Source organism: Nocardiopsis sp. JB363 (assembly GCF_900143625.1).
Lineage (GTDB): Bacteria > Actinomycetota > Actinomycetes > Streptosporangiales > Streptosporangiaceae > Nocardiopsis.
Genome location: NZ_FRFF01000129.1, coordinates 1 through 1638, shown reverse-complemented (window position 1 = coordinate 1638; position 1638 = coordinate 1). Strand labels below are relative to the sequence as shown.

Below are 1638 nucleotides of genomic sequence, written 5' to 3'. Positions count from 1 at the left end.
CGGCCAGAACACCCTCAAAGCGTGGATCACCCACAAGTGGGGCACCACCCCCGCCCAGGCCGACAACCTGGCCACCCTGGCCCGGGCCCTGCACCACCAGCAGTTGCCGTTGGTGGACGAAGCGTTCCAGGGTGAGGTCCTGTCGTTGGGTGAGGCGTGTGCGATCGCGACCTCCACCGAAAAGGCTGTGACCGACTGGGCCAAGGTCCTGGAAACGGCCGATGAGGACTTCCGGGCGCAGCACCCCGACGTGGAGGGTTTCCGGGCCCGCCTGGAGTTCGGGCTAATCGCCTATAAGAAAGAGTGTCCGAAGGCGTCGGTGCGGCAGTTGCGGGACGCGGCGAAATGGTTCGTCGCCCAGCTGGACCCCGATAAGGCCGACCGGGATTACGACGAGACTTTCGACAACCGTGGCGCCCAATTCTCGCCCACCTTCGAAGGCGGATTCCTGCTGCGGATGTGGGGGCCGGGTGCGGATAACCAGCTGATCCAGGCCGCCCTGGACGCCTACACCGAACCGTATGGGCCGGATAGTGCGGCGGTGCCGAAGCATCAGCGCACTTATGACGCGATGATGCGCATCTTCGAGACCGCCCTGGCCCACCGCACGTGCGCGAAGGCGCCGAAGCCGGTGGTCACGTTGAACATCACCGTGCCCCTCAAGCGCTACCTGGGAGATACCTCCGCGGAGCCGGCGGTGACCGAGGACGGGGTGGTCATCCCCGACCAGATGATCTCCCGCCTGACCCCGAAGAGTTGGTTGCGCCGGTTCCTGACCGACGCCGAAGGCAAAACCCTGCTCGATGTGGGGCAGAAGCACCGGTGCGCCCCCGATCCCGTACGCCAGGCGGCCGGCTACAAGGAGTTTCACTGCGAGTGGCACGAGGGCTGTGATGTGCCGCGTAGCTGGTCGCAGTTCGACCACATCATCGCCTTCTCCCACGGTGGGGCGACCAGCTCGGACAACATGCAGCTGTTGTGCTCGACCCATAACCGGCTCAAGCACCGGTTGCAGGTGAAGGCGAACCAGCAGATCTGGGACCACCACCACACCCAGAACCGCCAAGAAGCTGAGACCGGCGGGGACGAGGGTGGTGAGGGGGAGCCAGCACCAGCCACCGCCCTCTAACACCACGCACTGTGACCAGGCGAAAGCCCACCTTGCTCCGAACCATGTATCCGGAGCAGACCCCCAGATCCAACCCCCGTACCTCTCGAAAAACACCCCCGGGTGGGTGTCAGACCCCAAAGGCCCCATGCCTTGTGGGGATATAGCCATGCCCGCACACCGAACCCCCCACCCAGAGCCATATCCAGGGGCCAACGTGGCTCCCGTTGGGGGTCTCGCCAGCACACTCACACCCGCACCGGTGCTGGGGAGTGACCGGCCCACCTCCACCAGAGCTGGCCACCGCTGGGACGCGGCCCACCCCGAGCCGCACCTGTAGCGGGCCCTTCGTTGCCCGACCCGTCACGTAGTGGCGACGCGCTCAACGACACGACCAGGCGGCCGGGTAGGGATTCGGCCGGCAGCGGCCGGACCGGGCGAAGCCCGGCGGGCCGAAGGCCCGGAAGGGCTTTTAGGGCCCTGACCCCACCTCCCCCTTCCCCGATAGCCGCCAACCGCCGCCCGTGCCG

Annotated in this window: 1 protein-coding gene; it reads left to right on the top strand. The window is 66.8% G+C overall.

Annotated elements, in window-relative coordinates; all coding sequences use genetic code 11:
* Positions 1 to 1129: HNH endonuclease signature motif containing protein (locus BQ8420_RS19115; protein WP_087100508.1), on the top strand; the 1129-nt coding region annotated here is incomplete at its 5' end.
* Positions 1130 to 1638: the final 509 nt, after the last annotated feature.